We start from the raw sequence: 23,047 nt of genomic DNA on the forward strand, positions 1-23,047 counted from the left end.
CTCAAGACAGGTTAGAAAGGTTAGACAGGAAAGCTTCCAGCCCCGATGCATTGTTGTTGTCTTCTTCGGGTTCACCCCATTGCAGCAGGATATCAGGCAGGGAAACCTTGACCCCTTGTGACTGGTACACGGCTGTCGCAATTTGCGCTGCCTGAATATCCCCGCGCCGATCCCCTATCGGGTTGACTTTGTCATACGCCAACCAGTACAGTAACTCACTGGCGCTCATCTCCCGTTGCAGTTCATGCAGGGTTTTACCGAGCCGCAGCGCCAGTGTCATCATGAAGAAGGTGGCGGGGTCGTTGACTTTTTTTCTGCCTCCGCCTGTGAGACCATGAGCTCCAGTGCCTGCTGTAACAAACGGCTATGGACAGGACCATAAATCCCTGTCACCGTATCGATATCGGATTCGGTAAAGACCGGATCGCCGTTCTCATCCCGCAACACATCAATAAACAACACGACATCACCGCGGATATTACGGTGGGTTTTCTCAGCAATGGACAAGGTGGTGTCTTCCTCCCCCTCTTTGGGTGACGTGATATCCTGCCACAACCCCCATGCCCCCGCGGAGGGTTCGCGCAACGTGACTGTCACATCATCCCATTCCGGTACGGTCACGATTTTACTGCGAAAGCCGGCATTCGGCGCCAATGCCAACGCGCGCAGGTCAATTTTTTTCTGTTTTGCCATGATCTTATCCTTGTGGGGTGTTTTTGGTTAATGACGCTACGGGTTTCAGGGGAACCGGCTTGCCTTTTAGCCGTAATGTAAATGACGCTGTCACTACACCACTGGTGGCGACACTCCATGAGTTTTGGCGTACCTCAGCGAGAAAGGCGTAACCATTACCTGTGGGAAACGCTACCTTAAACGCGTGGAGTTCGTCGGTATCGTAGGCATTGCGCAAGGTATTCTGCCCCGCCTCATCGACTGACCAGTTGCCGGACAGGGTAATTTCCCCTAGGGCTGCGAGGCCGTTCGTCATTTCCTGTTCAGTGGAGCAGAGGGTCGTGACCTCAATATCGGATTTTTGGCCGCCGGTATAGCTGATCTCCTTGGTGGTGCAATCAATCGCCTGCCAGACGGCATTAGCCGGGTTAGCCTCAGTAGCAGGACTGGCCGAAATGCTCACCTTCGTGCCCTGGGTTTTTTCGTACTTACTTGACATGCTATTCTCCAGAAATAAAAAACCGCCCACGATGGACGGCGAGGTAAAACGGTGGGGTTACTGCCAGAGCTGGCATTCCAGTGTGGCACGGTACAATTTCGTATCAGGTTCGTAGCTGTGGGTTTCGCTCAATTGTGTGGGGTAGAGTCCGGCAATAGCCGATCTCGCCTTGCTTCGTATCCCTCGCGCCTCATCAATGGTGTTAGCATAAACATCAATTTGCAAATTAGTGAGGCTTTCCGCCTGCCCGTTCAGCACATCCTGATCGAGACTATAGAGCGAAAAGACACACCACGGTGGAACAACTGGCGGTTCGGATTGCGGCGCAACATAAGGAAAGACTTTCTCCGGCAATATCGGCGCTAACAATGGGAAAATGTCAGCCTCGGTCATTTTGACAACACCTCATCAATCGCCTGATTCAACCGTTTCATTGCAAATTCCGCCGCTTCATCCGATTTCGCATCAAACGCCGGACGAATAAACGGCTGCGGCGCCATTTTTGATGTCCCGTTCTCCAGAAAACGCCAATAATAGGCATTACGGGGGTCGCTCTTCTTCATTTTAGGGTCGCTGTTGGTGCCTTTAGCGTTTGAACCCCTGACATACACCCCCGCGGATGCGGTGCTGTCTTGCGTTCGTCGATTGGACGCGACAATATTGCGCGCCAGTTTGCCTGTTCGCTTGGGTGCTTTGACCCGCGCTTCATCGCGTAAAACACCCGCCGCTGCATAGGTGGCTTTTCGCAGGACCTGATTATTTTCGGCCTTGCTGAGTAGTTCCAAATCTTTCGCTATTGCCTGCAAGCCGGAAAAATCCAGATCCGTATGAATACTCATGGTTTCACCCCCTGTTTGCATAACAGCTCAAGCTGGGTGCGTTTCGGGTCAGGAATGACCGCCTGAATATCGTAAACCTGCCCCCTGAACACCAGACGGAATGCACTGGTCACATCGGGTCGATAACGTAGCCAGACTCGTACCGTAGTTTCTGAAAGCTCCGCCCCCGAAGCGAGTAATTCCCGCCCGCTGATATGTTTGACCTCCGCCCAGACCGTGGCGACATCGTACCATTCCTGCCTGCGCTGGCCTGACGGTAATTTGATCTGGGTAAAGCTCTGTAACAGGATACGATGGCGTAATCTGCCTGCCTGCATATTCATCTCCTATAGCGGAATAAAGCGATAAGGCTCCAGTAAGGCTTTAAAGCCGGTGGGTAGGGACTGAGCTTCACGGTTTTCATACCAGTACCCCACAGTCAGCATAATCGCCAGTTCAATATCATCAGAAATCATTAAGCCATCCGGATCGATTTCTGGTATTTCATCTTCATACAACGTCCGGTTGAGGTAATTTTCTGCCCGCTTCTTTGCTGCCCCCCGATAGGTCAGCAGCAAATCATCGTCAAGGTCATGACCCCCATCAATCCGGCATTGCTGCCGGAGTTTTTCCAATGTCGGTAATGGCATAAGTTCAGCTCCTGCCCGCGACCCTGACAGAATCGCAGGCACAAAAAAACCGCTAATGCGGCATCAGTGCGAATAACAGCGGATTAACCCGCAGAAGCAGTGCCCTTGCCGACCAGCGCTTTAATCGCGGCCGTGTCTTCCAGAATGCAGTCAAAGCGGTGGAAGGCCAAAAAGGCGACCTGATCGTACTCGGCATAACGCTCAACCAACCGTTTCAACGTCATGTAAGCCACACGGCGCACGATAAAGCGGTTAAAATCCCCGCAGTAGATGAATTTCTTACCCGCGCCCATATCCGCAATCGCTTGATCAATCACATATGGCACACCCAGCACCGTTGAGGGCACGACACCGGCAATTTCCGGTAACCACAGCGGGCGCCCCTGTGCATCTTCCATCTCAGTGATGAGTTTCAGCGTGCTGTCATTGAACGCCCAGCGGAAAGTTCCGACATTACGGTAGGCCGGGTCAATCGCGTGTTTCAGGGTGTTCATGTCTTTCCAGCTAAACTTGGCCGCCGCGTCCACGGTGCCGGTCACGGACGTTTCCAACCCCTTGGGTTGTTGCGGGCTGCCTGTGCCGGTGCCTTTCACCAGATACCGGGCTTCACCGCGGCCGATGCGCTGGGCGATGCGTTTTGCCAGATAGGCTTCCATATCAATACCGGAATCCTGCAACAGCTCATTGGATACCCGAATAATTTTGGAGGACAGTTTCTTCGCCCCCAGAGATTCGGTGCCGAACGCGGTGTCTTCTTCACTGGCCGCCGTGTTTTCGCCCAACAGCTCGCCCTCTTCCGTGGTGCCATCCGCGGTCGCCCACTCGATGGTCTGCCCGGTGGAAGTACTGAGAATCTGCGCTACACTGGCAATCCCGCCGTAAGCTTTCATGGCTTCAACGACTTTGTTTAACATCTGAGTCGGGACGGTGTAGCCACCTTTCTCATCCGGGGTCGTCCCCTGTGCCCGTAATTCACGCAGGGCCTGACGCTCTTCCGTCGTCATTTCCCCCAGGCCGTGGCGCAGGAATTTATCAAACGCCGCCGCCCGGCGCTCCTGTTGCTCCGTTTCCGGCTGCTGACGCTGCTCGGGTTCGGTGTTGTCCACCAGTTGCTGATCCAAACTGCGCAACGATTCCTCACGCTGGATTTGCTCGTTGAGAGTATCCAGCTCCGTTTTGGCTTTGTTCCATTCGGTGCGCTGTTCGTCAGTCCATACGGTATCCCCGATGGTGTCATGCAGGGCGCGCATTTCAGTAGCGATGGTGTTACGGCGTTGTTTCAGTTCATGTAATTTCATGATCACGTCCTAAATATTCAGTAAAGTCAGAATGCGCTCACGCGCCTGTTTTTGATTGATAGCTTTGGTTAAATCGCCACTGGCGCGAGCTTCTTGCCACGCGGTCAACGAGCGGACGGCAGAGTCCGCCTCCTGATACGCCGGATAGGTGACCGGACTCACGTCATACAAACGAGAGAAGCGGCTAATTTCCCGGATAACAATTCCTTCTTCATCTTCGTACCAGTGTTCGCCATCACGCGCGACACGGAAAGCGAAGCTGGACTGAGTAATATCACCCCGTTGCATAGGAGCCAGCACCAGATCACGGATAGTCTGGGTATCCGGCGCCTGAATGCCATATTGCAGTCCGCGTTCATCTACCGAGAGCGACAAGGTGCCGGCGGTGCTGCGCCCCAGAATAAAGTTAGGGTCATGGTTAAACAGCCCGCGCACATCATCATTCAACACGTCATCAAACGCGCCCGGCTTGATAATTTCACGAAAGCCCCAGAGCGGTTCAGAGCGACTGTTAAACACCGAGCCGTAACCGACAATGCGCGTCGGCTGGTTCTCCTGTGTTTCCGTCCGCACCTCACCGGGGTAACAGCGCATTTCTCTGTCACTCATCGGGTTTATCCTCTTGTTCAGGTTTAAGGGGGGTGTTATTGACCGGATTAGCAGCATTGACACTGACCAACATCTCGTCCAGTCCCTCAACCGGGTTCATGTCTTCAAATGCGCGGGCTTCATTGCGGCTCATCCAGCCATCGGTGATAGCAAAATGGTAGAACTGAGCGCGCTCCTGTGGGGTGCCGCGCAGTAATCCCGCCAGATTAAAGCGGACATAAAAACCGGCCATGCGCTCCTGTCGGGTAAATAACCGGCGGTTCAGCTCCTGCTCCCAATTCACTACCCACGGCATCACGGTATGGCGAACAAACTCAATCGCCTGATTGCCGATATTAGAAAAAGTTGCCTTCTCTAAATCGTTAATCATATGGGCGGGTACGTTGAACAACCCCGCTATCATAGAGCGGTTGAGTTTCATCATGTCAATCAGCTGCGCATCCACCGGCGAGACGGTCAGGGCTTTGTAATCCAGCTCGGCAGGCAGCAGCATGGTCTTGTTTTCTTCACTGCGCAGGGCCGCCGCCGCTTTACGCCACATCAGTTTAAGCCGTTCCCAGCCCTTATCATTGATTTCTCCTTTCACGGAGACAATCCCGGCAGGACGGGCATTACCGCCAAAAAAAGCAGTAGTGTACTTCTGCCCGCTCATCCCCATGCCGATCGTTTCCGCATGTTGCAGGATAGGGCTTAAACCCACTTTCCGGTTATTGCCCAGGGCGCGAATGTGGATCATATCGTCAGGGCTAATCGCAAAGCTGCCGTCTTCGTTATACACCCCGTAGGTATAGCGCCCGCCCGTGTTGAGTAACGTGGTTTCCCACGGCATACAGGCCTCAATCGTGGTCACTTCCCCGCGGCGGTTACGTTTTACCCACGAGTAACCATTCCCCCAGCCGAGAATATGGCGCTGTTTCAGCTCCCGCCATTTATAACTGGTCTGCCAGAGGTTCGGCTCATCGTGTATCAGGTAGAACACCGGATGATCACGCGCCATGTCTACCGACTGCCCCGTCTTGCGCATCACATGTAATGGCATCTGGGCGACCGACGAGGACAATACATAGATACAGGCATACACGGCGGCCAGTTTCATTGACGTTTCCGGGCTGACATAGACATCGGCACGGAATAGCCCGTCGCTCTCTGCCGACTCCGCAGTCAGCGGTATTTGCGGATTTTCCAGCGGTTCACTGCGAAACAGCGCATCAAGTAGCATGGGGCCTCCTGCGGGCAACCGCCAGCGCGTAGACGATCAACAGGCTACCGCCGATAATCAGGGTATTGGCCAACCCGTATTTCAGGTAACAGCCCGCCAGCACCGCCCCGACACCCGTCAGGGCAGTGATATCAATCAGTAAATTTTTCATAGCATTAACAGATCATCGGGATCGAGGTTAGAGAGAAAGTCGGGTTCGTCCCCCCCGTTCACCAGTAATCGGCTCAGGGCAGTAAACAGGGCAACAGGACCGTCGATTTTGGACTCGGGCGTGGATTTGTTGGGGAAGATATTGTCGTTCTTGTCCGGTTTGACAGTCACGTTACTCATCATCCAGTTCATCACCGGGTGGGCGTTATGGTGAAATTTACCGCTGTACACGGCCGCTTCCAATGATTTCATGGATTCGGACAGGTTGCGTACCGTCTGGGCGACCTCGACTAAAGGAATACCTTCTTCCGCTAAGGCTAAGCTGAACTGGACTGCACTCCACGGATCAAAACCCAGCTCTTTCAGATTTTCCCCGCTTATCCAAATCAACAGCTCTTCTTTTATTTGTGCATGATCAACAACTTCACCGTCCGTCAGGGTGAGCACTCCTAATTCAGCCCACTTGCGGTACAGTTCCGCCATCTGCCGTGAGCAACGTTCCAGCCGGCCTTCCGGTAACCAGAAGCGAAAATCAGCATGCACATGCCCGTTATTGCCCTGCCACACTTTCACAGCCGCACAGATATCAATCTTGTTCGCCAAATCCACGCCCACCCACATCGGGTAGGTTTTCAGCTCATGCGGGGGTGCCAGCGGTTCGCAGTCGTCCCATTTGAGCATATCCATCCACGCGGATTCGGCCGTCACCCACAAGTTCATGTGTTTGGTAAAGAAGTTATGCCGTGCTGACACTTGTTCTTTGGCCTTTTTCGCTAGCCGCCGTAAGTCATCCCAGCGTTTGCAAATCCCCAGACCGGGATTGGCTTTCTGCCACACGGTCTCATCAAACGGGTCGTCCTCTTTATCCAGCGTGTAAATCAGGCCGAAAAAAGTGTCATCCGGCACCTGACCACGCAGCACCTTGACCGCATAGTCACGTAGCTCATAACAAATGCCTTCCTTGTTAAAGCCGGCCGTGGTGATCCCAAACAGCAGGGATTGCAGACGCGCACCCGTGGCAGTTTCCAGTACGTCCCAAACATCGCGGGTCTTGTGTGCATGCAGCTCATCGACAATGCCACAGTGAATATTGAGACCGTCGAGGTTATTAGCATCGCTGGACAACGGTTCAAACTTGGATGCGGATTGTTCCTGATAAATTGCCAGCTTGTTAAATTCAAACAACCTGCCTAATGTCGGTTTGGCCTGCTTGATCATGTTTTTCGCATCTTCAAACACAATGCGCGCCTGATCACGGGTGGTGGCCGCCGAATAGACTTCCGCCCCGCCCTCACTGTCGGCGCCCGTCATATACAACCCGATACCGGACGACAGTGTGGATTTGGCATTTTTACGCGCCACTTCGTTATAGGCGGTACGAAAACGGCGAACCATCACCGGCCGGCCACTGCCGTCATTGCGCAGCACCACTTCCCCAGTCGCTTCATCCACTAACGGACGCACAAAGCCAAACAGGTTAATCAGAATAAAGACATGCCAGTCCATCAGTTCAATGGGTTTGCCTGCCAGTGCGCCTTTGACGTGTGGCACGAATTTGTAAAAGTTCAGGATATGCTGGGCGCGGGCTTCACTGAATATGATGTCTCGTGCTTCGCCTGTTTTCAGGTCATTTAGGAACCGCTGACAGGCAAGCTTCACCAGCTCACCGGATACAATCTCATCCGCCACGACCCGTTCGGCGTAGCGAATGCCATCGGCGACTTTTGCCATGTTAATCTCTCATTTGTAACAGTTCCGCCAGCGGATCGGCCTTGTCTTCCCCTGCCATATTGACCTTTGTCCGACTGGAGGGCGACATGCCGAATGCACTGAGCATAGTGTGAATGCGTTTCCACGCATCGGCTTTCATGCCTGCGGCGGGATGCGCTTTAATCAACCCCTGATCGGTTCGGTAGGTGTAACCCTCGTTCTCCAATGTCTCGCAATGCGTCCGGTATTCGACGTAGGCCTCGATCAGCAACTCAAGCGCTTTGGCGTCAAGGCTGGTGAGTACGCCGACTTTATCCAGTTCCTGTGCGATCCGTTCATGCCAATACCGCCCCATTTTCCCAAAATGCTTAGGAACATTAGGCACCCCTTTTTCCGGCATCGGTTCATGGGCGTTAATTGGCCGTTTTGATGGGTTACCCCTCACCAAACGCAGGTGAGTCGGGGTTAGCGGTCGTCCTGCCATGTGATTTCTCCTGTAAACTGGTGCAGTTGGGGCACCCCAAAAAAAGGTTTGCATTTCGCGGCGATCTGAAAAGAGGTAAGGCGGCGGTCCTTAAGGGTGAAAGTGGTAGCTATTTGACCTCCCCTCCCCTGATGTGACCATGACGTCAGCAATGATTTCGATCGAAAATTAAATCATCGCAGCATTAATCAGCCTGTGACTGCTGATGTGATAATGATGCATTGCAACTAAATGTGAAGTTGATCACTGTATGCTTTTAGTTTTCTTCTGCTGGACGGTCCGCTCTTGCCTATTCTTGGGCTAAATACTTTCTCTATTGGCCAGCCCCTATCTAACCTCCACTGCAAACTTGCAAATGATAAGCCTAGGTATCCAGCCCATTCATTTAAACACATCGTTTTACCATGAGCAGTGTATCGCCTGTGTGAGCGTAGCCGCATAGCACGCGCTGTCTTATGATGCCCTCTTTTTTGGTTACAGGTCGGACAACTGGCTACGAGATTTTCTGGGCTATTATTTGTTTTGCAATCATCAAGATGATCCACATGCATATCATCCCATGTCACAACAGACTCACACCAATGGCAGCGAAATGGACCATCACCATGATGCTGATAGTAAACAGCGCGGTGCTCGTAAATCCTGCAACTTTTTCTCTTCAGCGGATGATCAGGAGCATAAATCAATAAATAACCACCTGAGTGCTTCAGTTTGCCCTGCTTTAATGTTGAGCGTTTTTCTGTAGAGCCGTGTAGACGCATTCTCATGTAGTGTTTTTCACAATAAGGACTATTGCGAGAACGCACTTTTAAGTCACAACCTTCAACCTGACAAATATTCATCACAGGTTTATTACAGACGTGTAAGCGCTCTGCATCAATTGATCCAGTCACATTCACCTCTCATTATTTAGAATCGCTTTAGACGTTCGTGGGCTGTTTTGAATTTATGGCAGCTATGGCAAATCGAAGATAGATTGCTATCTGTATCAGTTCCCCCATGTGCCTTGGGGATAATATGGTCAACGGTCTTGGCTTCTACCGCCCGACCACTTCGTAAGCACGTCTGACACAGATATTTATCTCGCCTAAGAATCCTTTCCCGTAACTTGTCCCATTTGCTACCATAGCCGCGCTGGTGACGGCTCTTGCCCTGTTGGTGAGATTGCCAGCCAGTGTGCAGATGGTCAGGACAGTAGCCGCTGCGGTCGGTAGTGGTCTTGGGACAGCCACGCTTACGGCAGGCTCTCGGAATACGAGGAGGCATAGTGTCACCACCTCGAAAACAATCCGCCGCGCTCGCTCTCACGGACAACGAACTGGCGTATCTCTTCGCGCACTATCTGGCGGAGGTGGTTGTCATGGGCTTGATTTATCTTTGCGGGGTCAGTGGCTGACTTCACAAAAATCTTGCCTGCAAAACCGACTAACTTTTCCACCTCATTGTCATTCCGCCCCTGAATACGCTCCATCAGTTCAGCGATATGTTCTAGCTGTGACTCCAATTGGTTTAATGACTCAGTGTTGTATTTGATATCGATAGTGAGTGTACTCTGTGACATTGTGTTCCCCATAAATCAGAATAAATAACTAGCAGGGTTGATATAACCCCGACAAATTTTGAGACCACACCAGCCAGAAACCTATACAAAATTCTATCAAGCACCTGAAAACGGGTGATTTGCAGTATTTTGTATAATTGAGATGAGCGAAATATTTCGCCGATTGGAACTGAGCGAAAATAATTGCTGAGTGGTGCGCCAAAGTGCCGGCCTCGGTAATATCAATTAAAGTGCTTTTTCACACTTTGGCTTAATGCCTGACCGCTGAATAGCTGAATTCCCGCTCTACCGGTAAGATCAACATACCTTGCTCGCCTGATTTGCCAAATGACTGAACGCAGCGTGCCTCAAAGTCTTTGTAATCCACGCAGCCGTTGGCCAATATCGTGACCGCTTTCAGTTGCTCTTGTACCAGTTTCTTAGCTTCTGGCTTAAGATATTGATGGATCTTGTCTCCACTACCTTTGGCTGCTTCTCTTGCCTCTACATATACCGAGTCAGGCAACACCACCTGATACACCCATTTGGATGTAATCATGCCAAATAAGGATGGCGTACCACCGACATGACCGTGATAGGGCAATCCTGACATACGACTGAGCGCCTGATAGAAAGGCTGCTGAAACTGCTTTTCCCATGTAACAGGCTTATCAAGAAGAAAGAGGGCATTGATACGCTGGTCAGTGAATGTAGGTTGGCTGCCATGGATCAAGGTATCTATTTGTTCATCACACCAGATAGCAAAATCAATTGATAACCAGCGGGCAAAAAGGACAGCTAATTTGGGATGAAGCCATGTCCCACCTCCTCTATCTTTTCTTGCACGACTGGTTTTTACATACGGGATTTTCCCGTATCTACGCTCAAGTGCTTGAATATAAGCGATGGTTTCAGGCAGGCGAACCCACTCGTTCGGGATCTTACCAAACTTAGCTGCCACGTCCGTGGCATTGATCCATCCCTCTTCATTAAACCAAATAGGGTGACCGTCATACTCCAATGGAATGATGTTACTCATAACGTATTACCTACATTTGAAATGAACCCTCGTTCACATAGGAAATCAGCCCGTCGAAGCTCGCCAGCTATAACTGACTTCCTCGAAGGCTCATATCAAAGTGATTGGATTCGACGTTGAAAGAATGGCGCTGTGAGTGCGCAGTGAAAACAAAAAATGCCGCCAGCCCGTATGCGTTGGGTACGCGGTGGGAACGGGTGGCAGCATGGGTTATTTCTGTAGCCACTCAGTGAATGGGGACGGGAATAAAAAAGCCCCTAATTACTCAGAGGCTCACTAAATGCGTCCTAACATACTCCCACCACCCCAGTATCATTTGTTCTGAAGTGGCAATGCATCCTGAGCAAGAGAGTCTACCTCTGGATGCGGCGAATTATCCTGCCAGTGATTTTCTATCGCTTCACTCATGCGGCGCATCCAATCAGCCAGTTTTAGTGCCGCCTCTTTCTCTGATTTCAGTTTAGGAAAATCAGCAAATTCCATTCTTGCGATATATCGACCGAATTCGTCTTTGTTGATGAAAAGTATTTGGTCAAGAACTGTTTCTAAGTTGTTGTGTGATACATAGTATTTACTGAGTTGAGTTCGCTCTTCCCGATCTTTCTCAAAGTAAATCAAGTCAACGACCGTTCTCATTTCGTCACCTTATAACATTCAGTTTTAATGTAATCCTGCAAATAGCTCAGTTTTGCCCGGTCGCTGATAATGCCTTCTCGGATATCGAGAACAGTTGATCCAGTTTCTCCAGTGAGTTCGACGGCGGTTGTAGCGCCCACGCTGCTGGAGGTAACGGTTTCAGACACGGGGCAGGCGGCTTTGATGCGCAACTTGCGACGACCAGCGGCAACATCAGCGCGCAAAGTATCGATTTCAGTCTTGGCATGGGCGAGTTCCTGAGTGTGTTTGGTGTCCAGCTCGTGGAGTTGCTGGATTCGCGCTTGCTGGGTGGCGTTGATGGCGAGTTGTTCAGATAGTTTGGTGGTCAGTGATTCATTTTCACTCACCAGCCGACCGTTTTCTGCATATACCGAATAGACGGAGTGTGCAGCATAACCAATCAGCGCGATACCTATAATCACAGCGCCAAATTTCAATTGCCATTTCATGACTGCCTACCAACAAATTGGTTATATTTCTCACCTAATAAATAGAGTCCAAAAACAATCGGTGTCAAAATAACCCCTATCGGCCACAGAAATGAAAACAACAAAATGAATCCAAACGATTCTGGATTGCCATTTCGTTTTCCTATCAATGCAAAAATAATGAATGCCGCAATAACACCGATAAAATAAATTACGGGAACCAGAATAATTATGTTCATCGCTCAATCCCTCATAACATCTCAAACGCCCGTGTAAAAACATCATCGGAATAAGGCTGTTGGCCGTTCTCGTGCCGAATAATAGACTTGGACAAAGCAATCAGCGTGGATTTATTGACTTCAATCTTGTCGAACGGATCAACATTAAGCGCCTTAGCAACACCATTAATGTAAGCCGTAGTATTGTTCTCATTGGAAGGTGCCCAGCGATTGATAATCTTGGATACGCTGTTATGTCCACCTTTGTGATAATTACACAACAACTTCATCAGTGCTCGGATGCCATATTCTGGCGACTCGAACCGACAGAACCGAGATTCAATCTTAGGGTCATGGGATAATAGACCTTGCCACTTATTCGCTTTGTTGTAGTCAATGTTGCCGGGATTGTTGTTACGAATGCCTCTCGTCATTAGATAATCCCTCTTTTTTGGTTGGTTCTTATAAATAACTTAAGAAGTCGATAACTTCTTTCAAAGCTGAATTCATCACTTAACCTCTTGGAATAACGGACTTGCTTACGAACATATTGATCTGAATGCCAATATTTCCGCCATACACGCAGCACCCACCAACGGCGAATTTGATAAAACATTACAACCAGCGGAAATATCTTCACACCGTATATTTCCTTAATCATCTGTGAGCACCTGTCAGTCGGTTCCAGAAATACGTGAGGGCGATACTGCCCATTGCCCCGCACATACCTGCACTGGCGAATGTCATGTATAAGCTCAGCCCCGCCTCCAAACTGATAAAGCCCCCTATCAGTCCGGTAAATCCTGAAACAATGACCTGAGCAAATGCCCCAAACCAACTCCAGCGGGCGTTGCTGGTTTTTATATCAATGATGTAGCGGACTATCCCGCCCCATGCAGAAAGCAGCAAAAGTATCAGCCATTGAGATAGCTCAAAGCTGCTTGGGTCTTTATTTGGCATACGCATATTCCACCCCATTAGAACAATGGGCGTCCGTGGGGTGAACGATGGTTACCCCTGTGAGTTGTTGTGAATAGAGTGCCCCCAGAATTGAGGGCTGTAGATACGTAATGCGTACTGGTAGCAGGTATAACTCTGCATGATTTCAGATGTTAAATTGTGATCCTGCCTATGTGAACGTTTGCGGTCGGCTGGAATATGTAAAATCCGCAACGCACCCAACACTCTGGTAGTTGGCGACCAAAAAATTAAAAAGGCCACACCATGCGCAGCCTTAACTGTATGAATTTATTACGTTATGTAATTTCCCATCCCGGGATTTGAACTAATCGGAATTACCGTAATACCAGTCACCTTCTGCCAGCTGGCATTCGAGTGAAAAGATTTCATCTTGGTAGTTTGTAATAACTTGTTTTATAGCTTGCTGCTGCTCAGACGTTAAAGAGCCCCAAATTTCAATAATAGGTCCATCGTGGTGTGACCATTCTCTACCTATTGGACATTCATTGGTAGCAGAAGTATTAACGTTCTGTTTTTCTGCGCTAATATCCAATACCTGATTTGACTTTGAAGGAACGCATGAAAGATCACCTATTATCACTTTTGGCGTGCCAGTGCTGTCGTGAATAATAATCTTCTTATGATGTAGTTCCATACATTCCCCCATGAGGACTCTTTATGAATATAGCTATATTTAAACGGCTTTTTGCGCAAAATGATGATACATCCCAGTCAATAATGACAATATGTGAGAACAGCACGCCGTTAGTGACGGTTTTAACATTGCATTTAACATGTGAAAGTTTCTTAGAAGCCTACATTTGCGCTCACTTAGGTATTGAAGATCTGTTTGCCGAAAAACCCGACAATACAGAGAATGTTAAATTTAGAATGTCATTTGAGCATAAATCCAGACTCGCTCAGAGGCTAGGGCTTCCACGTAAAGCATATGACGCATTCGAGCAACTCAACCAAATAAGGAATCAATTTGCGCATAAGTTGTTACAATCTGATATCCCTGATAAACAGTTAACAACTATTACGAATCTAATCAAGAGCATCCCCGATTATCAAGCGGGGATAAATTTAGAAGAAGAAGGCATAAAATTCTATGGCTCAGAAAACGCAAAGCCATTCACCTTTAAATTTCAAGATCCAGCAATCCCTAAACAAATGAAACTGGTTATTGCTTATTTTTCGCTAATTAGACGCGTTTCCCCGCCAGTAGAAAATTAACTTCTTAACAACTGACCACCACGATGCACCTTATCAAGGTGGTTAGTTACAAATTAAAAAAAGGCTATGCGCAGCCTTGAATTTATAACCGATTGAATTTGTTCCGATGCCGGAATTCCGATATCGGGGTTTGAACTACTGCAAATTCTTCAGGAGTTGAGTTGTAAACTCTAAATTAACTGCTGGTTGTGGAGGTCGGCACTGATCTCCGACATGAGGCACCAAGTCATACCATCCCGCACACGATAAGTGAATATAGGTCAGTCTTTCAGGTAGCAGTTAAGCACACAGTATCTAAGCAGCCAATCAGCCTTGGCATTCTCCACAAGGGTTAAGATGCCTTCTCCATGCCAAGCAAGGATAACAAGTGTTATCAAAAGGCACCTTACCGTTGTAGATAGCAAAAAACCCCGCCAATAGGCAGGGTTCATTTGGTATTCAATAGGTGCAGTAAGCTTGTCATTGCCGTTTTCCGCACCTAGCTTCCATCACGGAAGTCTTACAAGTCCCATAAGGGTTCATGGGTATTATCGAACAATAACGCCAGAATGTCAATTTATTTCACCAGATGAGACATTCCTATCCCATGAAGGACGGCGTTCTTTATTTGTCCCATCTCATCGTTAGATAGCCGCGGATCTATGTAATTTCGTCCTTGCCATGTTCGTACCTTGATTCTATCAAGCCTTTCCGTGGATACGGTCATAATCATATCGCATTTTACCCAACACCTAATCTGTTCATTTTCTGGAATAGGGTTTTCTGATAACTCATAGTGATAATCAAATACCGGCATAGGCTCGGTTGTGCTTACTGGCACGACGGTAACTAGTTTATTGTTTCGCCTATGCCTGGCTATCACAACAACTGGCCTTATTTTCACAATTTCAGGAACAATTAATCCCTTAAAATCACACATAAGAACAGAACCTACCTTCGGTTGATATTTTAATCCCATTGCTCATATCTGGTTAGTCAACAATAGGGTGATATTACATCAAACATTGTATGTTTTCACGTCTAAACGGTAGGTTGCGTTATTCGGTCTTTCCGGTGGGTTGGATTCACTGCCCCCAGAAAACAAAAAACCCCGCGAGTGCGAGGTCTGAAAATTCAATAAGCGGTGTGACATTGCTATCACTCTTATCACAATAGCGTGTAAATTTCGTTACGAAAAGTCTTTATGCTACTTTTTCTGTTGGTGTCACTTTATGTGTCCAAGCGTCCATTTCCAGAGTAACGCCAGCCATAATTAAACAGGCTTCCACAAAAGTTTCTGCGACCATCAGATTTTGCCGTATCTTTCCTTCAGAACATTTTTTCTTTCTGGCTATGTCTGACTTAGAAATGTCGTGAATGTAATGCAATTCAATTAACTCGAATTCATCTGTCCGACCTGATTTTCTTAATTGACCTACAGCGCTATCTACAGCAATACCGTCATTATCACAGCAAGAAGGTCTTGATTTTGATGTGTAAGGCAATAAGCCTTTGAAGCCTGCCGCGATAGGTGAATAATTAATGCTGCTATTTCCGCTTGCTGCCCATCCACCCCAGCGTTCCAATACCATCTGAATATCACGCATTATGCTGTCTCCGCTGTCTTTCTTATAAATTCCAACTCTCTGGCCTGATCCCCGTTCTGGAGCAGGTCATTAAAATCCCCGGCGTCCGGCCAACGAACGCTGACTTTTTCAACGTCGTTATTCGCCTGTAAATTCTTGCGGGCGCACTCCATCGCGGCAGCATGACCTGTGGCGCTCCAGTCGTTATCTGCAAAAACAATGAGGTGTTTCACGCCCTGTGGAGCAATAAATTTCGCCATATATCCGGCGTTCATGGTTGACCATGTGTTTACGCCGTAAATTTGCTTACAGGAAAGCGCGGTCTCGATGCCTTCGGCAATCCCCAGTGTCGAATCCACCGGAAACAGACGAATAGCCACTGATTGGGCATGGGCTAAATAGCTCTCTTCTTGCAGTGAGTTCATTTTTTTCGTCACCTCTAGCGCGGCTTTCCGATCCCCATCTAAATACGTCCGGTGCAGATAACACGCCAGCCCTTTTGAATCGGTAGCCAGTGCCCATATCGCTTGCAGTGTTCCGTTACGGACAGGCTGTTCAGCGCAATATTTCACGTTATCAGCAGGCAGAACATGAATACCCCGGTTACGCAAATAAGCCTCACCCTGTGTGCCTCTGAGATGGGATAAATTGGCATAACAGGCTGTGACTCTGTTTCTGAATCCGGTGATATTGGTCTCTTTTTTCGCTGTGCTGCGTTTGTCCGATTGGATACCCAGCAGCAGATCAATCTCGTCCGCCAGTGTCTTGTAGTCTTTCCCCTGCGTCAGTGTGAGTAGCTTCCAGCCATCCCCGGCATTGCAGGTACAAATGAACGTCCCTCTGCCCTCCCTGTCATCAATCCGAAAGCTGCCTTTCCGCTCACATATCGGGCAATTCCCTTTAAAATGACGCTTGCCGGTTACAGGCGGTAATTGGTAGTAGGTAAAGATTTCAGGCCAGCGACCTATCACGGCATCAGCAGTTTTGATTCGGTTCATTGTGTTTCTCCCTGTGGCAGACCAAAGCGCTCTCGGATATCGCTGAGACGGTGCTGGATCACGTCAGGTTCGAGTGAGAGCTGTTCTTTAACCGGTGCTTGCTCGGCTTTCTTGCGGGACTTCGCCCACGCAATTTGCTTATGCTTGATAAAGTTGTTCACTTCGGGAGTCAGTTCCTGTGGGGTATCATGAAAACCGCGAGGCCAGACACCGAACTTTTCCTTAAACGTATTGGCTACCCAGCCATCACTGAACGTCTTACCCTGTGAAGCCCGTTGGTTCTGGTAATACTTCAATTGCGAGTAGAAACTCTGCTTTTCCGCCTGGGTGTAAACACGCTCTTTCTTGCTGAGTTTTTGGATGGTACGACTGGTATCGACCTCAATATCCTCACCTGACAATGGCTTAAAGTCGCATTTCGGGCAGGCATAAACGCCCGCGGGTTTCATGTAATGACAGGAGGGGCATTCTTTAGCTAACTTCTCGCGTTTCTCCTGCTCACGGTAGCTATCACGGGTTTTCATGCCATCGTTTTTATTGGGTAGCTCGTCATACTCGATATCATCGGGGTAACCGAGGCGATGAACCGTGCCGGAGTGATCAAGAATGATGCACCTGTCCTTACCTTTGGCAGTACGCAGGCCTCTGCCGATTGTTTGGAGCCAGCGAATTTCTGACTTGGTAGGTCGGGCGTAGATAATGCACCGCACATCACTGTCAAAACCCGCCACCAGCACACCCACATTGACGATGATTTTCGTTGCACCCTGCTCAAACCGATGGACAATCAGATCTCGTTCTTCGTGCGGCGTACTGGCGGTCATGACTTCCGCGTTAACACCAGCGCGATTGAATTCGACCGTGATAAAATTGGCATGGCTGACATTGACACAAAAGCAAATCGTGGGCTGGTTCTCACCCAGCTTAAGCCAGCTACTGACCACATCCCCCACCAAATCAGCCCCGCACATGATTTCGGCGATCTCATCTTCCCTGTAGTCACTGCCGTGCTCAGCACTTTGAGTGGATTTCACCCCGGTTAAATCCGGTTTTGTCGGGGCATAAAACTCATAACGACTCAGATCACCCCGCTGGATTAACTCTTTTATCGTGGTCGGCTTAATCAGCCGCTGGTAGTAAAACCCAAGGAATGGCGAGAACGGCGTGCCCGATAATCCGATAACCTTACAGTCCGTTTCGCTAGTCAGCCGCGTAATTGCGTCCAGTATCTTCTTGCGTTTCAGGTGCGCTTCATCAATCACCAGCAGATCGATATCTTCGGGAAACTCACGGCGAATTAGCGTGTCTGCTGACGCAATTTGAATTAGCTTAGACGAATCTTGATTGGGGTGATCACGCCAGATGTAAGCGATTTCATCTTCCGGTAACCCATACTCGATAAAGCGCTGGGCAGTCTGGTTTATCAGGATGGTAAATGGACAGATCATCATGACCTTCATCCCTTTTGATACAAAACCCTGTGTGATAAATGCGGATAATCCAGTCTTACCTGCGCCTGTGGGTGCGTAGACCATGAAAGAGTTAAAGCTTTTCCAGTCCTGACGCAGCATGTGTAAAGCGCGTTCCTGTGCAAAGTTAGGGGTAATGTTCAGCATAATGTTACCCCTTTGTTTATTTTCCCCGGTTCCCATGCGATAATTTGTGCAGGTAATCGCATCTGTATTACCGACCGCAAGAACCTGAACAGTTGTACTCGCCAAAGGTTGGCTGTTCGGTTTCTTGCATCCCTCTGCATTTCCATTCTGATTTAACATTGATACCCTCACTTGAATAATGTCCACTGCCAGAGCACAACCTTTCCTCACTTCTGCGGCTTCTCAGCCCTTACTGATCCCTGAACGGGGTAGCACGGATCACATCAACGCCGTTCACGCGATAACGCAAAGGTTGCTTGCCATCTTTGAGCAGCGCGAAGCCGGATACACCAACGGGCAGCTCGCTCAATTTCAACAGTGAACGCTGACGAGGAGAGCGATTGTCCGCCTCGATAGCGCATTTTTCACCCGCTCGCGTGGTCACCATGTAATCGACTCGCCCATTACGCCCATCGCTTAATCCGGTTACGGTGAAGTTCTTTTGCAGGAACCAACCGCGTTCACGGATCTTTGCGGTGAGTACCGCTTCAAAGTTCTGCATGTCGGTAGTGGTGAAAAATTGCTCTTCCAGTAAGGTGATTAATTTTGCTTTCAGCTCAATGCTCATTTTTGTTTCCTCCGGTTGTATCACTTCGGTAGTACGGTGATTTTTTCTGATATGCCCTTAAGATCGAGATCTACTTAACCTATGTACTCTTAATAAGTTCTATTTAATCTATTACTCACTTGGCTGTGCTTTACCTGTCTCAGCTCTCCAAACCTCCCCCCTTACCCCCCTCCTGGTTCTCTTCTCTATTGATGTACTAGTTAAGTGATACATGTAAACTCCAAAATTAATTACTGGTTAACCACCTTCAACGGCTTCTCGGTATAACCCTGTGCGGCTCGCTCATACTTCGTGACAAATTCCCTGAGCCGGATATTGGCCGCCCGTCGTGCTGTGTTATCTTTGCGGTATGGCATCGGTTCGTTATCCCACTCCGCCTGATACACTGCTGAATATTTGGCGGTTATCTTCGCCCGTGTACTCACTCGTAATTTCCCTAACATCTCCTGTATCCATGCGCCATCGTCAGGGTAAAAATGCGATGGCATGGTCACTTTGGTGTAATCAGGAAACATCATTCCCTCTCAGGTGGCGGGAAGACTTTAGGCAGATCAGGGCGTAGCTCATGGGCTTGAACTGCGCCGTTAGTTGCCTCGACAATAAGCACCACATTCTCTGGTGATATTTTCTTTAACCCATTCACCCATTTCCAAACAGCACCCTGTGTAACTCCAATTTTTCTAGCTAGCCCAGATTGGCTACCAAATAAAGAAACAGCTTTTCTTACTGCTCCAAGTCCTATAGTCATTCTCATTCACCTTCTTTTTTAATACCATAGTAAATATTAAAACCAAAGTAAATATTAAAACCTAGGCATTTTTTATTCAAGCTCTAAGTTTGTTGATGTTTTAATCACTTGGTATTAAAATGATTTTAATAATTACTATGGGGAGGAGGATATGACTACAGACACCCTAGCTAAGAGACTGCAATTAGCGATATCGCGAGCAGGAGTAACTCAAGCTGAATTAGCAAAACAAGCCAATTTATCTCAAGGGGCAATTAATAAATTGGTCTCAGGGAAAGCGAAATCAAGCAAGGGATTACTAGCAATAGCCCTGTCACTTGATGTTGACCCTAAATGGCTTCAGTGGGGTGCCGGTGAAATGACTCCAGATCCCAGCACCGTGGAAGAGAGAGAGAAGCAAGCTATTGAGCATGAGCGCAAGATAGAAAGACAAAGAAACATGAAATACCACGATGTTGAAGTTCCATTTCTTAACGGAATTGAATTCGTCAATGGTGATGGTAGTTATACTGGAGTAAACGAAGATGAGCCATTCAAGATAATGCCAAAGTCATTATTTGATGAGGCTAAACTATACCCTGGAAGTGTTAATTTGATATGTTTTCCATTCCGTGGAGACTCTATGTCTCCAGCCATAAAAGATGGCTCACTGGTTACAATTAACACTCGTAAAAAAATAATTTATGATGGAAGTATGTACGCAATAAATCAAGATGGCTGGAAGAGAATCAGAGTTCTTGATAGGATAAGCCCCTCAAAAATAAGGATTAGAAGTTATCAGCCTGACAAATATCCTGATGAAGAAGCCGAACTAGAGAGCGTGGAAATTTTAGGCAGTATATTTATTGTTACTTCTATTTATTAATGCGAAGCCCAGATATCTCTGGGCTTTTTTATGCCCTGAGTTATTTCCTTGGTAATTTTAAAAAATTTCATTGACACGCTTAAATACCTAGGTAATATTAACCGCAGAACGCATTATGACCTAATCCATAAATCAAGGATTGCAAAATGACCAGAATATGCACTAACACAAAGCTTTATTTATTCGCTGCAATTGAGCGAGCCAACACAGAGCAAACACGCCCTATATGCGTTAAAGCTCAAGCGCGCGATGAACAAGAAGCAAAAAGGTTGTTAGCCCCCGTATATGTCATTTACGGATGGATGGGACAAATAGTTAATTGTAACCAAGATAAATAATATTAATTTTGAGGGTATAAAAATGAAAAAATCAGTAACTAATATCAATAATACTTTGGTGACTGAGATAAACAATAACCAAATTAAAGGGCAGCAATCGCTACCCTGTGGCGATAAGCCTTTTATTTATGCTGCTAACTTAAATCTTTATGAACTTATTGCGTGGCTTCAAAATGAAATTAATGCACTTAATCGCCGTGAAAGAGCACTTTGCATTATATCGAAAACAGTCGATTCATTGGAGCTTGAAATTAATTCTCTTGTGACTCATCAGCCTTTTTCAGAGTCTGTTCACCTGAGCCAAGAATCCAATTTATTTTTAGATTCCAATCAATGCCAGATGCGTCTTTGTTCAGCTTTAAACTATTTACGTAGTTTTGGGCTTTCTGAGGTAGATTTTCCGGGACAAGGTCTTTCAGAAGAGCAAAGACAATCCATTCGAGCGGATTGGTTTCCAGTTCCCGAAGAGAAACTTGATACCGAGTAAACAGTAAATGTTTAAGAGCCTTATCACCTCTTAGCGGCTCAAATATTGTTGCATGCTGTTTTCGGTATTCATAGCTAACTATTTCAAGCAATAAAATTAAATAAGAATGTATTCTGGCGCTATCAGGATCACCTTTGGAAATTATGTTTTGGCTGGTGTAGCTGGCGCCATACGAAGGGAAAATAGCTTTTTGAATCTCTATAAATAAGTTCGAATAAACAGACATAAATAAATACCTTCTTGGTTGTTGTAGGGGCTACCAAGAGTACCACCACCCAAAAGGTAAAATAAAAAGGTGAATCAGCATAATTTGATCAAGGAGACAAAAATGTTAATTCTAACCCGTCGCCGACAAGAGAAAATCATCATAGGTGATGATATCGAAGTTGTAATATTAGGCATCAACGGTAATCAAATTAAAATAGGTGTTAAAGCACCAAAAGATACTCCTGTACACCGTGAGGAAATATATCAACGTATTCAGCAAGAATATAATGAGACAGAATGATATGAAAACAAAAATATCAGTTGGTGATAAATCTTATTTAGAGAATGCATTGGAAATTAATGAAGAAATGCAGGCTTTATTAGCACCATTATTAAAATTATCTGAGGAAGATATAGATACCGATGTTCTTTTAAAGTTACGAGCCACGCATAGATTGTCAATGTGTCAGTATCGTGACCTGAATGCATTAAACAATAACTTCAATAAATAATCAGGGTGGAATATGTCAAACAGCCTACAAGCAGCCGTCGAAATTGCAGAAGAAATTGAGGCGTCAATAGTTCCAGTAATGACTGCAACTCAAAATGAAGCGGAACCGGATACTTATTTAATGTGCCGTGGTGTGCATCGTCAGACTTGTGATTTAGCTCAGCGGTTAAGAGACATTAATAAAGATTATATCATGTCAGATAATCAGGCATTCAATGAATTGGAAGGTGTTGCGAGTGAAATAGAAAATCTAAGAACGTATGTTTCTTTATTAATTGATACGGATAAAAGTCTGACCGGTGCACAATTACTTAGTATTGCATTGATTGCGGTCTGTAATATAGACAAAGAAATAGCACGAGTCAGAGGAGTAGAATATTAATAAATAATATCCGTTTCTGTAATTAACACAATTATAAATTATAAGGAAAATAACCAATGACAACCCTAAAACCTATCGAAGTCGCAACAGACCAAGATATTACTATTGAAACACGTGAAGTCTATGTCGTTCGTGGTGCTAACAAAGCCTATCTGACTGAGAGCGGTGCATTGAATAAATTAGCTTATGTTCGTGCGCAAGAACAGTTTGATGATGAATGCAGACAAAGCAACTATCCTTTAAAAGAGGTTAAGCAGGAAGACGGAACGACTAAACTGATGTTTGGCAAAATGCGTCCTGAGTTTATAGTACGTCACGCTCAGGTACTGGAAGAACTGAAAGCCGATGTCAGGCGAGAACGGGAAAGAATAGCCCTACAGAAAAAGTATTCAAAAGCAATAAATGAAATTAACTCATTACATGAAAAGATATCTGAGTTAGAAATACAAATAGCCGAATTAGAATAATAAAAACAACAAACCAAATTTAATTACAGTGCCATCGCTGGGGAATCGCTTACTCCAAAAACGGAGAAT

At 47.1% G+C, this 23,047-nt stretch carries 39 protein-coding genes; 8 read left to right on the forward strand and 31 right to left on the reverse strand.

Annotation, left to right across the window (positions count from 1 at the left end; genetic code table 11):
- Position 1 precedes the first annotated feature (1 nt).
- From WDV75_RS11525 to WDV75_RS11570, 10 genes are all read right to left on the reverse strand, one after another.
- On the reverse strand, positions 2–280 hold the full coding sequence (locus WDV75_RS11525) for a phage tail assembly protein T (protein ID WP_273559957.1): 279 nt from the start codon (positions 278–280) through the stop codon (positions 2–4).
- Complete coding sequence (locus WDV75_RS11530; protein ID WP_273559914.1) at positions 280–693, reverse strand: phage tail assembly chaperone; 414 nt, start codon at positions 691–693, stop codon at positions 280–282. Before WDV75_RS11530 ends, WDV75_RS11525 begins: the two co-directional genes overlap by 1 nt.
- Before the next feature lie 4 nt (positions 694–697).
- A complete protein-coding gene (locus WDV75_RS11535; RefSeq protein WP_273559916.1) occupies positions 698–1,171 on the reverse strand; it encodes a phage tail tube protein in 474 nt (157 codons plus the stop codon).
- Between the two features lie 57 nt (positions 1,172–1,228).
- Entirely contained in the window at positions 1,229–1,564 is a 336-nt protein-coding gene (gp17, locus tag WDV75_RS11540) for a tail completion protein gp17 (protein ID WP_273559918.1), read from the reverse strand.
- Entirely contained in the window at positions 1,561–2,010 is a 450-nt protein-coding gene (locus tag WDV75_RS11545; protein ID WP_273559920.1) for an HK97-gp10 family putative phage morphogenesis protein, read from the reverse strand. The genes gp17 and WDV75_RS11545 overlap by 4 nt, the downstream gene beginning before the upstream one ends.
- Positions 2,007–2,327, reverse strand: a complete 321-nt coding sequence (locus WDV75_RS11550; RefSeq protein ID WP_273559922.1) for a phage head closure protein — start codon at positions 2,325–2,327, stop codon at positions 2,007–2,009. The genes WDV75_RS11545 and WDV75_RS11550 overlap by 4 nt, the downstream gene beginning before the upstream one ends.
- A 9-nt stretch (positions 2,328–2,336) precedes the next feature.
- Positions 2,337–2,639 (reverse strand): head-tail connector protein, encoded by a 303-nt coding sequence (locus WDV75_RS11555; protein ID WP_273559924.1) that lies wholly within the window; start codon positions 2,637–2,639, stop codon positions 2,337–2,339.
- An 83-nt stretch (positions 2,640–2,722) separates the two neighbouring features.
- Positions 2,723–3,937, reverse strand: coding sequence for a phage major capsid protein (locus tag WDV75_RS11560; RefSeq protein ID WP_273559926.1), 1,215 nt, complete (start codon positions 3,935–3,937; stop codon positions 2,723–2,725).
- A gap of 9 nt (positions 3,938–3,946) precedes the next feature.
- Positions 3,947–4,546, reverse strand: a complete 600-nt coding sequence (locus tag WDV75_RS11565) for an HK97 family phage prohead protease (protein ID WP_273559959.1) — start codon at positions 4,544–4,546, stop codon at positions 3,947–3,949.
- A complete protein-coding gene (locus WDV75_RS11570; protein WP_273559928.1) occupies positions 4,539–5,765 on the reverse strand; it encodes a phage portal protein in 1,227 nt (408 codons plus the stop codon). The genes WDV75_RS11565 and WDV75_RS11570 overlap by 8 nt, the downstream gene beginning before the upstream one ends.
- Between WDV75_RS11570 and WDV75_RS11575 the strand changes: the two genes are divergently transcribed.
- The gene (locus WDV75_RS11575; protein WP_338861223.1) at positions 5,764–5,907 is read left to right on the forward strand and encodes a hypothetical protein; all 144 of its coding nucleotides are present in this window, start codon (positions 5,764–5,766) and stop codon (positions 5,905–5,907) included. The two genes, WDV75_RS11570 and WDV75_RS11575, sit on opposite strands and share 2 nt — an antisense overlap.
- 5 nt (positions 5,908–5,912) lie before the next feature.
- Here the strand turns inward: WDV75_RS11575 and WDV75_RS11580 are convergent, their stop codons facing one another.
- The 13 genes from WDV75_RS11580 to WDV75_RS11640 form a co-directional block, all read right to left on the reverse strand.
- Entirely contained in the window at positions 5,913–7,646 is a 1,734-nt protein-coding gene (locus WDV75_RS11580; RefSeq protein ID WP_273559932.1) for a terminase large subunit, read from the reverse strand.
- A gap of 1 nt (position 7,647) precedes the next feature.
- On the reverse strand, positions 7,648–8,109 hold the full coding sequence (locus WDV75_RS11585; RefSeq protein WP_273559934.1) for a phage terminase small subunit P27 family: 462 nt from the start codon (positions 8,107–8,109) through the stop codon (positions 7,648–7,650).
- A 227-nt stretch (positions 8,110–8,336) separates the two neighbouring features.
- Entirely contained in the window at positions 8,337–9,002 is a 666-nt protein-coding gene (locus tag WDV75_RS11590) for an HNH endonuclease (protein ID WP_273559936.1), read from the reverse strand.
- Between the two features lie 16 nt (positions 9,003–9,018).
- Complete coding sequence (locus tag WDV75_RS11595; RefSeq protein WP_273559938.1) at positions 9,019–9,375, reverse strand: HNH endonuclease; 357 nt, start codon at positions 9,373–9,375, stop codon at positions 9,019–9,021.
- A gap of 4 nt (positions 9,376–9,379) precedes the next feature.
- Positions 9,380–9,670 carry a hypothetical protein gene (locus WDV75_RS11600; RefSeq protein WP_273559940.1) on the reverse strand — a complete coding sequence of 97 codons (291 nt, stop codon included), beginning with the start codon at positions 9,668–9,670 and terminating at the stop codon, positions 9,380–9,382.
- A gap of 250 nt (positions 9,671–9,920) precedes the next feature.
- A complete protein-coding gene (locus tag WDV75_RS11605) occupies positions 9,921–10,688 on the reverse strand; it encodes a KilA-N domain-containing protein (RefSeq protein WP_273559942.1) in 768 nt (255 codons plus the stop codon).
- Positions 10,689–11,000: 312 nt separating this feature from the next.
- Positions 11,001–11,324, reverse strand: a complete 324-nt coding sequence (locus WDV75_RS11610) for a hypothetical protein (RefSeq protein WP_273559944.1) — start codon at positions 11,322–11,324, stop codon at positions 11,001–11,003.
- Positions 11,321–11,794: a lysis protein gene (locus tag WDV75_RS11615; protein WP_273559946.1), complete on the reverse strand. Its 474-nt coding sequence runs from the start codon at positions 11,792–11,794 to the stop codon at positions 11,321–11,323. Before WDV75_RS11615 ends, WDV75_RS11610 begins: the two co-directional genes overlap by 4 nt.
- Positions 11,791–12,012 carry a hypothetical protein gene (locus WDV75_RS11620; RefSeq protein WP_273559948.1) on the reverse strand — a complete coding sequence of 74 codons (222 nt, stop codon included), beginning with the start codon at positions 12,010–12,012 and terminating at the stop codon, positions 11,791–11,793. Before WDV75_RS11620 ends, WDV75_RS11615 begins: the two co-directional genes overlap by 4 nt.
- A gap of 11 nt (positions 12,013–12,023) precedes the next feature.
- Positions 12,024–12,425 (reverse strand): structural protein, encoded by a 402-nt coding sequence (locus tag WDV75_RS11625; protein WP_273559950.1) that lies wholly within the window; start codon positions 12,423–12,425, stop codon positions 12,024–12,026.
- Entirely contained in the window at positions 12,425–12,652 is a 228-nt protein-coding gene (locus tag WDV75_RS11630; protein ID WP_273559952.1) for a hypothetical protein, read from the reverse strand. Before WDV75_RS11630 ends, WDV75_RS11625 begins: the two co-directional genes overlap by 1 nt.
- A complete protein-coding gene (locus tag WDV75_RS11635; RefSeq protein ID WP_338859848.1) occupies positions 12,649–12,957 on the reverse strand; it encodes a phage holin family protein in 309 nt (102 codons plus the stop codon). The genes WDV75_RS11630 and WDV75_RS11635 overlap by 4 nt, the downstream gene beginning before the upstream one ends.
- 319 nt (positions 12,958–13,276) lie before the next feature.
- A complete protein-coding gene (locus tag WDV75_RS11640) occupies positions 13,277–13,606 on the reverse strand; it encodes a hypothetical protein (protein ID WP_273572391.1) in 330 nt (109 codons plus the stop codon).
- 23 nt (positions 13,607–13,629) lie between these two features.
- On the opposite strand from WDV75_RS11640, the gene WDV75_RS11645 reads away from it, so the two are divergent.
- A complete protein-coding gene (locus WDV75_RS11645; RefSeq protein ID WP_273572392.1) occupies positions 13,630–14,187 on the forward strand; it encodes a hypothetical protein in 558 nt (185 codons plus the stop codon).
- A 556-nt stretch (positions 14,188–14,743) separates the two neighbouring features.
- Here the strand turns inward: WDV75_RS11645 and WDV75_RS11650 are convergent.
- From WDV75_RS11650 to WDV75_RS11680, 7 genes are all read right to left on the reverse strand, one after another.
- Entirely contained in the window at positions 14,744–15,145 is a 402-nt protein-coding gene (locus tag WDV75_RS11650) for a type II toxin-antitoxin system PemK/MazF family toxin (RefSeq protein ID WP_273571001.1), read from the reverse strand.
- Positions 15,146–15,368: 223 nt separating this feature from the next.
- Positions 15,369–15,773 carry an antiterminator Q family protein gene (locus tag WDV75_RS11655; protein ID WP_273571002.1) on the reverse strand — a complete coding sequence of 135 codons (405 nt, stop codon included), beginning with the start codon at positions 15,771–15,773 and terminating at the stop codon, positions 15,369–15,371.
- Positions 15,773–16,750: a DUF7146 domain-containing protein gene (locus WDV75_RS11660; RefSeq protein ID WP_273571003.1), complete on the reverse strand. Its 978-nt coding sequence runs from the start codon at positions 16,748–16,750 to the stop codon at positions 15,773–15,775. The genes WDV75_RS11655 and WDV75_RS11660 overlap by 1 nt, the downstream gene beginning before the upstream one ends.
- Positions 16,747–18,366 (reverse strand): DEAD/DEAH box helicase, encoded by a 1,620-nt coding sequence (locus WDV75_RS11665; RefSeq protein WP_273571055.1) that lies wholly within the window; start codon positions 18,364–18,366, stop codon positions 16,747–16,749. The genes WDV75_RS11660 and WDV75_RS11665 overlap by 4 nt, the downstream gene beginning before the upstream one ends.
- A 229-nt stretch (positions 18,367–18,595) precedes the next feature.
- Positions 18,596–18,973, reverse strand: coding sequence for a hypothetical protein (locus WDV75_RS11670; protein ID WP_273571004.1), 378 nt, complete (start codon positions 18,971–18,973; stop codon positions 18,596–18,598).
- A gap of 230 nt (positions 18,974–19,203) precedes the next feature.
- The gene (locus tag WDV75_RS11675; protein ID WP_273571005.1) at positions 19,204–19,491 is read right to left on the reverse strand and encodes a hypothetical protein; all 288 of its coding nucleotides are present in this window, start codon (positions 19,489–19,491) and stop codon (positions 19,204–19,206) included.
- Positions 19,488–19,721, reverse strand: coding sequence for a transcriptional regulator (locus WDV75_RS11680; protein ID WP_420497547.1), 234 nt, complete (start codon positions 19,719–19,721; stop codon positions 19,488–19,490). Before WDV75_RS11680 ends, WDV75_RS11675 begins: the two co-directional genes overlap by 4 nt.
- A 151-nt stretch (positions 19,722–19,872) precedes the next feature.
- Between WDV75_RS11680 and WDV75_RS11685 the strand changes: the two genes are divergently transcribed.
- Positions 19,873–20,586: an XRE family transcriptional regulator gene (locus WDV75_RS11685; protein WP_273571006.1), complete on the forward strand. Its 714-nt coding sequence runs from the start codon at positions 19,873–19,875 to the stop codon at positions 20,584–20,586.
- A gap of 146 nt (positions 20,587–20,732) precedes the next feature.
- Positions 20,733–20,924, forward strand: coding sequence for a host cell division inhibitor Icd-like protein (locus tag WDV75_RS22135; protein WP_420497548.1), 192 nt, complete (start codon positions 20,733–20,735; stop codon positions 20,922–20,924).
- Positions 20,925–21,175: 251 nt separating this feature from the next.
- Here the strand turns inward: WDV75_RS22135 and WDV75_RS22140 are convergent, their stop codons facing one another.
- Complete coding sequence (locus WDV75_RS22140) at positions 21,176–21,637, reverse strand: ECs1072 family phage-associated protein (RefSeq protein WP_420497549.1); 462 nt, start codon at positions 21,635–21,637, stop codon at positions 21,176–21,178.
- Between the two features lie 102 nt (positions 21,638–21,739).
- Between WDV75_RS22140 and csrA the strand changes: the two genes are divergently transcribed.
- The 4 genes from csrA to WDV75_RS11710 are packed head-to-tail and all read left to right on the forward strand — an operon-like array spanning position 21,740 to position 22,978.
- Positions 21,740–21,919: a carbon storage regulator CsrA gene (csrA, locus tag WDV75_RS11695; RefSeq protein WP_273571008.1), complete on the forward strand. Its 180-nt coding sequence runs from the start codon at positions 21,740–21,742 to the stop codon at positions 21,917–21,919.
- A 1-nt stretch (position 21,920) separates the two neighbouring features.
- Entirely contained in the window at positions 21,921–22,130 is a 210-nt protein-coding gene (locus tag WDV75_RS11700) for a hypothetical protein (protein WP_273571009.1), read from the forward strand.
- A gap of 12 nt (positions 22,131–22,142) precedes the next feature.
- Entirely contained in the window at positions 22,143–22,511 is a 369-nt protein-coding gene (locus WDV75_RS11705; RefSeq protein WP_273571010.1) for a hypothetical protein, read from the forward strand.
- Between the two features lie 56 nt (positions 22,512–22,567).
- The gene (locus WDV75_RS11710; protein ID WP_273571011.1) at positions 22,568–22,978 is read left to right on the forward strand and encodes a hypothetical protein; all 411 of its coding nucleotides are present in this window, start codon (positions 22,568–22,570) and stop codon (positions 22,976–22,978) included.
- Positions 22,979–23,047 lie beyond the last annotated feature (69 nt).

This window comes from Xenorhabdus griffiniae, assembly GCF_037265215.1.
Lineage (GTDB): Bacteria > Pseudomonadota > Gammaproteobacteria > Enterobacterales > Enterobacteriaceae > Xenorhabdus > Xenorhabdus griffiniae.

What these genes read in the sequence shown, in the direction of transcription:
- WDV75_RS11525 (WP_273559957.1), bottom strand. Translation starts at nt 280, where the DNA reads ATGACACTGGCGCTGCGGCTCGGTAAAACCCTGCATGAACTGCAACGG.
- WDV75_RS11530 (WP_273559914.1), bottom strand. Translation starts at nt 693, where the DNA reads ATGGCAAAACAGAAAAAAATTGACCTGCGCGCGTTGGCATTGGCGCCG.
- WDV75_RS11535 (WP_273559916.1), bottom strand. Translation starts at nt 1,171, where the DNA reads ATGTCAAGTAAGTACGAAAAAACCCAGGGCACGAAGGTGAGCATTTCG.
- gp17 (WP_273559918.1), bottom strand. Translation starts at nt 1,564, where the DNA reads ATGACCGAGGCTGACATTTTCCCATTGTTAGCGCCGATATTGCCGGAG.
- WDV75_RS11545 (WP_273559920.1), bottom strand. Translation starts at nt 2,010, where the DNA reads ATGAGTATTCATACGGATCTGGATTTTTCCGGCTTGCAGGCAATAGCG.
- WDV75_RS11550 (WP_273559922.1), bottom strand. Translation starts at nt 2,327, where the DNA reads ATGCAGGCAGGCAGATTACGCCATCGTATCCTGTTACAGAGCTTTACC.
- WDV75_RS11555 (WP_273559924.1), bottom strand. Translation starts at nt 2,639, where the DNA reads ATGCCATTACCGACATTGGAAAAACTCCGGCAGCAATGCCGGATTGAT.
- WDV75_RS11560 (WP_273559926.1), bottom strand. Translation starts at nt 3,937, where the DNA reads ATGAAATTACATGAACTGAAACAACGCCGTAACACCATCGCTACTGAA.
- WDV75_RS11565 (WP_273559959.1), bottom strand. Translation starts at nt 4,546, where the DNA reads ATGAGTGACAGAGAAATGCGCTGTTACCCCGGTGAGGTGCGGACGGAA.
- WDV75_RS11575 (WP_338861223.1), top strand. Translation starts at nt 5,764, where the DNA reads ATGGGGCCTCCTGCGGGCAACCGCCAGCGCGTAGACGATCAACAGGCT.
- WDV75_RS11570 (WP_273559928.1), bottom strand. Translation starts at nt 5,765, where the DNA reads ATGCTACTTGATGCGCTGTTTCGCAGTGAACCGCTGGAAAATCCGCAA.
- WDV75_RS11580 (WP_273559932.1), bottom strand. Translation starts at nt 7,646, where the DNA reads ATGGCAAAAGTCGCCGATGGCATTCGCTACGCCGAACGGGTCGTGGCG.
- WDV75_RS11585 (WP_273559934.1), bottom strand. Translation starts at nt 8,109, where the DNA reads ATGGCAGGACGACCGCTAACCCCGACTCACCTGCGTTTGGTGAGGGGT.
- WDV75_RS11595 (WP_273559938.1), bottom strand. Translation starts at nt 9,375, where the DNA reads ATGCCTCCTCGTATTCCGAGAGCCTGCCGTAAGCGTGGCTGTCCCAAG.
- WDV75_RS11600 (WP_273559940.1), bottom strand. Translation starts at nt 9,670, where the DNA reads ATGTCACAGAGTACACTCACTATCGATATCAAATACAACACTGAGTCA.
- WDV75_RS11605 (WP_273559942.1), bottom strand. Translation starts at nt 10,688, where the DNA reads ATGAGTAACATCATTCCATTGGAGTATGACGGTCACCCTATTTGGTTT.
- WDV75_RS11610 (WP_273559944.1), bottom strand. Translation starts at nt 11,324, where the DNA reads ATGAGAACGGTCGTTGACTTGATTTACTTTGAGAAAGATCGGGAAGAG.
- WDV75_RS11615 (WP_273559946.1), bottom strand. Translation starts at nt 11,794, where the DNA reads ATGAAATGGCAATTGAAATTTGGCGCTGTGATTATAGGTATCGCGCTG.
- WDV75_RS11620 (WP_273559948.1), bottom strand. Translation starts at nt 12,012, where the DNA reads ATGAACATAATTATTCTGGTTCCCGTAATTTATTTTATCGGTGTTATT.
- WDV75_RS11625 (WP_273559950.1), bottom strand. Translation starts at nt 12,425, where the DNA reads ATGACGAGAGGCATTCGTAACAACAATCCCGGCAACATTGACTACAAC.
- WDV75_RS11630 (WP_273559952.1), bottom strand. Translation starts at nt 12,652, where the DNA reads ATGATTAAGGAAATATACGGTGTGAAGATATTTCCGCTGGTTGTAATG.
- WDV75_RS11635 (WP_338859848.1), bottom strand. Translation starts at nt 12,957, where the DNA reads ATGCGTATGCCAAATAAAGACCCAAGCAGCTTTGAGCTATCTCAATGG.
- WDV75_RS11640 (WP_273572391.1), bottom strand. Translation starts at nt 13,606, where the DNA reads ATGGAACTACATCATAAGAAGATTATTATTCACGACAGCACTGGCACG.
- WDV75_RS11645 (WP_273572392.1), top strand. Translation starts at nt 13,630, where the DNA reads ATGAATATAGCTATATTTAAACGGCTTTTTGCGCAAAATGATGATACA.
- WDV75_RS11650 (WP_273571001.1), bottom strand. Translation starts at nt 15,145, where the DNA reads ATGGGATTAAAATATCAACCGAAGGTAGGTTCTGTTCTTATGTGTGAT.
- WDV75_RS11655 (WP_273571002.1), bottom strand. Translation starts at nt 15,773, where the DNA reads ATGCGTGATATTCAGATGGTATTGGAACGCTGGGGTGGATGGGCAGCA.
- WDV75_RS11660 (WP_273571003.1), bottom strand. Translation starts at nt 16,750, where the DNA reads ATGAACCGAATCAAAACTGCTGATGCCGTGATAGGTCGCTGGCCTGAA.
- WDV75_RS11665 (WP_273571055.1), bottom strand. Translation starts at nt 18,366, where the DNA reads ATGCTGAACATTACCCCTAACTTTGCACAGGAACGCGCTTTACACATG.
- WDV75_RS11670 (WP_273571004.1), bottom strand. Translation starts at nt 18,973, where the DNA reads ATGAGCATTGAGCTGAAAGCAAAATTAATCACCTTACTGGAAGAGCAA.
- WDV75_RS11675 (WP_273571005.1), bottom strand. Translation starts at nt 19,491, where the DNA reads ATGATGTTTCCTGATTACACCAAAGTGACCATGCCATCGCATTTTTAC.
- WDV75_RS11680 (WP_420497547.1), bottom strand. Translation starts at nt 19,721, where the DNA reads ATGACTATAGGACTTGGAGCAGTAAGAAAAGCTGTTTCTTTATTTGGT.
- WDV75_RS11685 (WP_273571006.1), top strand. Translation starts at nt 19,873, where the DNA reads ATGACTACAGACACCCTAGCTAAGAGACTGCAATTAGCGATATCGCGA.
- WDV75_RS22135 (WP_420497548.1), top strand. Translation starts at nt 20,733, where the DNA reads ATGACCAGAATATGCACTAACACAAAGCTTTATTTATTCGCTGCAATT.
- WDV75_RS22140 (WP_420497549.1), bottom strand. Translation starts at nt 21,637, where the DNA reads ATGTCTGTTTATTCGAACTTATTTATAGAGATTCAAAAAGCTATTTTC.
- csrA (WP_273571008.1), top strand. Translation starts at nt 21,740, where the DNA reads ATGTTAATTCTAACCCGTCGCCGACAAGAGAAAATCATCATAGGTGAT.
- WDV75_RS11700 (WP_273571009.1), top strand. Translation starts at nt 21,921, where the DNA reads ATGAAAACAAAAATATCAGTTGGTGATAAATCTTATTTAGAGAATGCA.
- WDV75_RS11705 (WP_273571010.1), top strand. Translation starts at nt 22,143, where the DNA reads ATGTCAAACAGCCTACAAGCAGCCGTCGAAATTGCAGAAGAAATTGAG.
- WDV75_RS11710 (WP_273571011.1), top strand. Translation starts at nt 22,568, where the DNA reads ATGACAACCCTAAAACCTATCGAAGTCGCAACAGACCAAGATATTACT.